Origin of the sequence: Nocardioides sp. (assembly GCF_035703625.1) — a bacterium.
GTDB lineage: Bacteria > Actinomycetota > Actinomycetes > Propionibacteriales > Nocardioidaceae > Nocardioides.
This window is the reverse complement of record NZ_DASSXS010000276.1, coordinates 1-6,379: the sequence shown is the minus strand read 5'-3', so window position 1 is coordinate 6,379 and position 6,379 is coordinate 1. Positions and strand designations below refer to the sequence as shown.

7 protein-coding genes are annotated in these 6,379 nt (G+C 69.1%); 4 read left to right on the top strand and 3 right to left on the bottom strand.

Annotated elements, in window-relative coordinates; all coding sequences use genetic code 11:
* On the top strand, window positions 1-1,207 hold a 1,207-nt coding region (locus VFN12_RS14415), incomplete at its 5' end, for a vWA domain-containing protein (protein WP_325119423.1).
* Between the two features lie 160 nt (window positions 1,208-1,367).
* Here VFN12_RS14415 and VFN12_RS14410 read toward each other — a convergent pair.
* A complete protein-coding gene (locus tag VFN12_RS14410) occupies window positions 1,368-2,702 on the bottom strand; it encodes a hypothetical protein (RefSeq protein WP_325119422.1) in 1,335 nt (444 codons plus the stop codon).
* Between VFN12_RS14410 and VFN12_RS14405 the strand changes: the two genes are divergently transcribed.
* Window positions 2,674-3,252 carry an Ig domain-containing protein gene (locus VFN12_RS14405; protein ID WP_325119421.1) on the top strand — a complete coding sequence of 193 codons (579 nt, stop codon included), beginning with the start codon at window positions 2,674-2,676 and terminating at the stop codon, window positions 3,250-3,252. The two genes, VFN12_RS14410 and VFN12_RS14405, sit on opposite strands and share 29 nt — an antisense overlap.
* A gap of 62 nt (window positions 3,253-3,314) precedes the next feature.
* On the opposite strand, the gene VFN12_RS14400 is transcribed toward VFN12_RS14405, so the two are convergent.
* The gene (locus tag VFN12_RS14400) at window positions 3,315-3,827 is read right to left on the bottom strand and encodes a DUF4188 domain-containing protein (RefSeq protein WP_325119420.1); all 513 of its coding nucleotides are present in this window, start codon (window positions 3,825-3,827) and stop codon (window positions 3,315-3,317) included.
* Between the two features lie 164 nt (window positions 3,828-3,991).
* Here VFN12_RS14400 and VFN12_RS14395 point away from each other — a divergent pair, with 164 nt between their 5' ends.
* Complete coding sequence (locus tag VFN12_RS14395) at window positions 3,992-4,612, top strand: hypothetical protein (RefSeq protein WP_325119419.1); 621 nt, start codon at window positions 3,992-3,994, stop codon at window positions 4,610-4,612.
* Window positions 4,613-4,619: 7 nt separating this feature from the next.
* Here the strand turns inward: VFN12_RS14395 and VFN12_RS14390 are convergent, their stop codons facing one another.
* Window positions 4,620-5,069 (bottom strand): hypothetical protein, encoded by a 450-nt coding sequence (locus VFN12_RS14390; RefSeq protein ID WP_325119418.1) that lies wholly within the window; start codon window positions 5,067-5,069, stop codon window positions 4,620-4,622.
* Window positions 5,070-5,241: 172 nt separating this feature from the next.
* Between VFN12_RS14390 and serA the strand changes: the two genes are divergently transcribed.
* On the top strand, window positions 5,242-6,379 hold a 1,138-nt coding region (gene serA / locus VFN12_RS14385), incomplete at its 3' end, for a phosphoglycerate dehydrogenase (protein WP_325119417.1).

Below are 6,379 nucleotides of genomic sequence, written 5' to 3'. Positions count from 1 at the left end.
GGCCGCCGACCCCGGCGAGGTGATCCACCTGACCAAGACGGTGTCCACGCCGCCCATCCCGCCGAAGCCCGACATCGTGCTCCTCGTCGACAAGACCGGAAGCATGGGCGGGGAGCTCGCCAACGTGAAGGCGAACTTCAGCTCGATCGTGTCCCAGGTGAAGGCGGTGCAGCCCGACGCGCAGTTCGCGGTCGCGGCGTACTGCGACTTCGGGGACCCTGCGCCCGCGTTCAGGCTGTTCACCGACCTGACCGGCAACGCCGCCACCCTCACGTCGGCGATCAACGACGTGAACCTCTGCGTCGGGGGCGACACCCCCGAGGCACAGCTCAACGCGCTCTGGGAGATCGGCAACGGCGGTGACGCGGTGTCCTTCCGGCCGGACTCGAGCCGGATCGTCGTGTGGTACGGCGACAACCCCGGGCACGACCCGTCCGGCGGCCACACCGAGGCCGACGCCACCCAGTCCCTCCTGGACGTCGAGGCCAAGGTGCTGGCGATCAGCACCGGCGCTGACAACAACCTCGACGGCACCGGCCAGGCCACCCGGATCACCGCCGCCACCGGCGGCAACCTGCTGACCGGTGTCGCGGCAGGCGGAGTGTCGGACGCGATCCTGGCCGGCCTGCAGAACCTCGACGTGACCGTGGCCGGATCACCCAGCTGCGACCCCGGCCTGAGCATCTCGCTCAGCCCGGCCAGCCAGTCCGTGCAGAGCGGCACCGACGCGGTGTTCGACGAGACCATCACGGTCGCGGCCGACGCACCGCAGGGAACCACCCTGCAGTGCACCGTTCCGTTCACGCTGAACGGCGCGGACGCGGGGCCGGCGTTCACGCAGTCGGTCAGCATCGACGTCAACGACGTGACACCGCCGACGGTCTCCTGCCCGCCGGGACCCAACCCCGCCGGAAGGGTTCCGAGCGCGGACAACCAGGACGGCTTCTTCCGGATGGTCGCCAGCGACAACGTGGACGCCTCGGTCCCGATCTCCATCAAGGACCTCGGCTCCGGGGAGGTCTTCGGGCCGTACGCCACCGGGACGACGTTCAAGCTGACCCAGGCGCCCGGGGCGCCGGTCACGGTGAAGGCCTTCAGGGGCGCCGTCCAGTGGAAGTTCACCTTCACCGGCGACGCCCAGCTGATCGCCACCGACGCCGCGGGCAACACCGCGACGGCGACCTGCCTGGTCCCGCCGAACGACTGACCCACCACCCAGGGAAACACGACGGCCCCGTGCTCACGCACGGGGCCGTCGTCCCCTGGTCCTGGCGCCGCTCCCATGAGCCCGACGGAATCATCGTCCTCGCGATCGTCCTGGAGAAACCCCTGCTGCTAGTGGTGCGAGTGAACTATTTCATCAGGCCTCACGTTGGCGCATGATCAGAGGCGGGCGTGGTTCGGCCAGCTCGTGACGCGGGATGTGTGGCGCGACCGAGCCACTCAGGGGAGGCAGACATGTCCGGTCGTCGTATTCGGTTGGCGTTGGCGTTGGTGACCCTCGCGGCAGTGATGTCGGTCAGTCTGGCCGGGCCGGCCCAGGCGGCCGTCAACGTCACGAAGGTGGAGTTCAGTGGTGGCCGGTTGAGGATCGAGGGATCGGCGATCGCCAACCGGCCGATCACGGTGGACGGCGTGCAGATGGCCACCAGCGACGGATCCGGACAGTTCAAGATCGACCGGTCGGGGTTCACGGCACCGGCTGACTGCAATGTGGATGTGAACGACGGCTCGGCGACTGCCACCAACGTCGCGCTGCCGGGGTGCACGGTGACCGCGGCCGCCCTGAGCTCGGTCAGCCTGAGCCCGTCGACGGTGCAGGGAGGAGCCGCGAGCACGGCCACGGTCACGCTCACGGCCGCCGCTCCGTCCGGTGGTGCCGTCGTGTCGCTGACCAGCAGCAACACTGCCGCGGCCACCGTCCCCGCCAGCGTGACCGTCCCCGCAGGGGCCACCTCGGCCACAACCTCAGTGACGACCAGCTCCGTCGGCTCGACCACCACCGCGGTGATCTCGGCGACGCGCAACGGCCTCACGCGGACGGCCACCCTGACCGTCACCGCCGCTCCACCCCCGGCGCCGACCGCCACGCTCGACACCGTCAGCCTCAGCCCGGCGAGCGTGCAGGGCGGATCCTCGTCGTCGGCGACCGTGACCCTGACGGCGAACGCTCCCGCCGGAGGGGCGGTCGTCTCGTTCTCGAGCAGCAACACAGCCGTGGCGACGGTGCCGGCGTCGATGACCGTGCCCGAGGGCGTCAACAGCAGGGTGGTGGTGAACTTCGTGTCCACCAGTCCGGTCTCGGCGACCGCGACGTCGGTGATCTCGGCGACGTACAACGGCGTCACCCGGAGTGCCACCCTGACGGTCACTCCTCCTCCGCCACCGCAGCCGGGCGGCGCGCTCGCGTCGATCACGTTGAGCCCGTCCACGGTCCAGACGGGCACCACGAGCAGCTCCGCCACGCTGGCGTTCACCGCCAACACACCGGCCGGTGGGGCGACCGTTTCGCTGGCGAGCAGCAACACGTCGATCGCCACGGTCCCGGCCACGGTGACGGTCCCGGCCTTCAGCTCCACCGGGGCGTTCCCGGTGTCGATCAGCCCGTCGGCGGTCGGCACGGCGACCATCTCGGCCACGTACAACGGGGTCACCCGTACGGCGGTGCTCACCGTGACCTCGCAGTCGTTGTTGCGGATCACCACGAACTCTCCGCTCCCGAACGCGCGGGTCGGGGAGAACTACACCGGGTTCATCGAGGCGTGCTGCGGTCAGGGCAGTGGCCCGATCCGGTGGTCGCTCGTCAACGGCACGGTGCCGGACGGGCTCAGGTTCGCCGGCAACGACCTGCAGCTGGCCCAGACCACGGCGGTACTCGGTACCCCGACCCGGGTCCAGACCACGACGTTCACGGTCCGGGCGCGTGACGGAGCTGGCAACACCGCCACCAAGACCTTCACGCTGACAGTGGATCCGCCGAGCCCCCTGGTCATCACCAATGGCACCGACCAGCTCAGGGACGGCCAGGTCGGCGTCGCCTACGAGGCCAGCCTCTTCCCGGGTGGCGGCACGCCGCCGTACTCCTGGTCGCACGTCGCGGGCACCCTCCCGCCGGGGTTGAGCGTGCAGGCATCCCCGGGTCGGGTCCTCGGCACGCCCACGACAGCGGGCACCTTCACCTTCACCGTGCGGGTCAACGACAGCGGTGGCCAGAGCGCCACGGGGCAGTTCACCATCCGGATCCTTCCCTGAGGGTCAGTGCCACGGCGGCCAGTCAGGGGAGCCGCGCAACTCTGGGGGACCCCCAGCCCACGTCAGTATCCCGGCACCGCTGGATCGTCGGTCTGGGTCGCTCCGATCCGGGCAGCAGCCGAGTTGCGTCCCGGTCTGACCGGGACCGAGGCGGTCGCCGCAGCCAACCCATGGGGCGGCATGTTCCCGTAGACCGTTTCGATGTTGGCGGTGCTGACGCGATACGTCTCGTGCCAGATTCCGACGTCGCCGGAGCGTCCGATGCGTCTGTTGAACTGTCGCCACGGCTCGAGGTGGGGGTCGTCACGGTCCCGCGCGAAACGCGCCAGGTCCTCGAACGACCGCCAGTACTGCACGAGAAGCGGCGAGGGAAGGAACGCCTGCTCGAAACCCAGCAGCCCCTTGTCAGGATGCTGGACCAGGTACCTCAGCATCCTTGGCATCGCGACGAAGACCGGCCACCAGGCGCGGACCTTCCATGGCTTGTTGATCCTCATCCCGATCAGGAAGACGACGACTTCGTCCCCGAGGGAGCTGGCGTCTGCGGTGAAGCGGCCCTTCTGAACTTGTGCCACGGCGTGATCCCTCCAGGTCCGTTCGATTATCAGGCTGCGGAGCGTGTGGCGGAAGGGCGCGTCTGGTCGCTCAGCCGACCCGTTGTCAGGAGCCCGGGACGGGAGAAGAGTGGCTGGCGAGCGCGGCGCCACTCGGGCGTCGCCGCGGCAGGGAGGGAAAGCGCATGTACGCACGTTCGAGCACGTTCCGGGGATCGCCTGATTCGATCGACGCCGGCATCGAGTTCGTGCACTCCGAGGTACTGCCGACGATCCTGGTCATGGACGGGTGTGTCGGGCTGTCGATGCTCGCCAACCGCGAGACTGGCCAGTGCATCACCGTCAGCGCCTGGCATTCCCTGGAGTCGAGAACGGACAGCGAGACCGAGGTGAGCGATCTGCGCGCGCGGACCGGCGAGCGCCTCGGTACGACGCCCGAGGTCAACCAGTGGGAGATCGCGCTGCTGCATCGCGACCACAGGTCGCAGGGCCGAGGTCGGGCGCGCACCACATGGGTGCAGACCGACCCCGCCGAGATCGACCGCCTGGTCGACTTCGTCAAGACCACCACGCTGCCGACGCTCGATGAGGTGCCCGGATTCTGCAGTACCAGCCTGTTCATCGACCGTGGCACCGGGAACGGAGTCGTCGCGGTGATCTTCGACGACCCGGCTGCCGAGGAGAACAGCCGCGAGACTGCGCGGGTCCTGCGCGAGAAGGTCGTCAACGAGACCCGTGTGCAGGTCCTCGACGTCGAGCAGTTCGACGTGGCCCTTGCACACCTGCACGTTCCTGAGCTGGTCTGAGACTCGGTCAGCTGATCGCGGTCTTCACCAGGTCGACGACCTGCTTCTCAACCGCAGGGCTCCAGTTCTGCAGTGCATACGAGGTCGGCCACAGGTCGCCGTCGTCGAGGTTGGCGGTGTCCTGAAAGCCCAGGGTGGAGTAGCGGTACTTGAACTTGCCGGAATCCTGGAAGAAGACGACGACCTTGTCGTCCGCGTTCGCGTAGGCGGGCATGCCGTACCAGGTCTTGGGCGAAAGCTCGGGCGCGGTCGAGGTCACCGTGACGTGCACCCGCTCGGCGAGTGCCCGATCCTCGGGTGCCATCTTGGCGATCGAATCGAGGACCGCCTGCAGGCCGTCGGCCTTCTTTGCACCCTTCTTGCCCTCGGCACGAAGCTCGGCGGCGCGTTCCTTCATCGCGGCGCGCTCCTCGGCACTGAAGCCCTCAGAGGTGGCGGTGGATCTCTTGGCAGGCATCTCTGGCTCCCTTGCGACCTGGGCCGCCCGGCGTACTCCCGGCGACACCACAAGGCTAGGACCGACCACGTCGAGTCGCTTCTCGATTCCTGACCGGAATCGGCGCTCCGCGCGGCGGTCCCCAACCTTCTCCAGTTGGTGCCTCCGATGGCCCTGCCCCTACCGTGGCGCCATGAGGGCTCTCGTCCTGGAGAACATCCATCCCGCTGCCGTCGAGCTCCTGGAAGCCCGCGGCTACCAGGTGGACCGCCGCCAGGGGTCCATGTCCGAGGGCGAGCTGGTCGCGTCGCTCGACGGGGTCAGCCTGCTGGGGATCCGCTCCAACACCACGGTGACCGAGCGGGTCCTGGACGCGGCCCGGGACCTGGAGGCGATCGGCTGCTTCTGCATCGGCACCAACCAGGTCGACCTGGCGGCGGCAGCGGCTCGGGGCATCGGGGTGTTCAACGCGCCGTACTCCAACACCCGCAGCGTGGTGGAGCTGGTGATCGGCGAGATCATCGCGCTCGCCCGGCGGCTTCCCGAGAAGACCCTGCGGATGCACGACGGCGTGTGGGACAAGTCGGCCCGCGGCAGCCACGAGGTCCGCGGCCGGACGCTGGGCATCGTGGGCTACGGAAACATCGGCACCCAGCTGTCGAACGTCGCCGAAGCCTTCGGGATGAGGGTGGTCTTCTACGACAAGGCGGACCGTCCGGCGCACGGCAACGCCCGCCGCCTGCACTCGCTCGGGGAGCTGCTCGAGCTCGCCGACGTCGTCAGCCTCCACGTCGACGGGCGACCCGGCAATGCCGGCTTCTTCGGCGCCGACGAGTTCGCGGCCATGAAGCCACGCAGCCTGTTCATCAACGCCTCACGGGGCATGGTGGTGGACTACGACGCCCTCCGCAGCCACGTGCTGTCGGGGCACATCGCGGGAGCGGCCGTCGACGTCTTCCCGGTCGAGCCGAAGGCCCAGGGCGAGTCGTTCGAGTCCGAGCTGCGGGGGCTCGACAACGTCATCCTGACTCCCCACGTCGGCGGCTCCACGCAGGAGGCGCAGGAGGAGATCGGCTGGTTCGTGGCCGGCAAGCTCGCCGGCTTCGCCCTCGAGGGGAGCACCGCGCTGTCGGTCAACCTCCCCCAGGTGCTCCCCGTCCCGCTGACAGCCGGACACCGGCTGGGCTTCCTGCACCACAGCGTCCCCGGCGTGCTGGCCGAGCTCAACGCCGAGTTCGCGGCTGCGGGCGACAACGTCATCGACCAGCACCTCGCGACCAGGGACCAGCTCGGCTACGTCATCACCGACGCATCGGAGCCACTCCCGCCCC

Excerpts from the sequence above, each read along its gene's own strand:
- VFN12_RS14395 (WP_325119419.1), top strand. The coding sequence starts at position 3,992 with ATGTACGCACGTTCGAGCACGTTCCGGGGATCGCCTGATTCGATCGAC.
- VFN12_RS14390 (WP_325119418.1), bottom strand. The coding sequence starts at position 5,069 with ATGCCTGCCAAGAGATCCACCGCCACCTCTGAGGGCTTCAGTGCCGAG.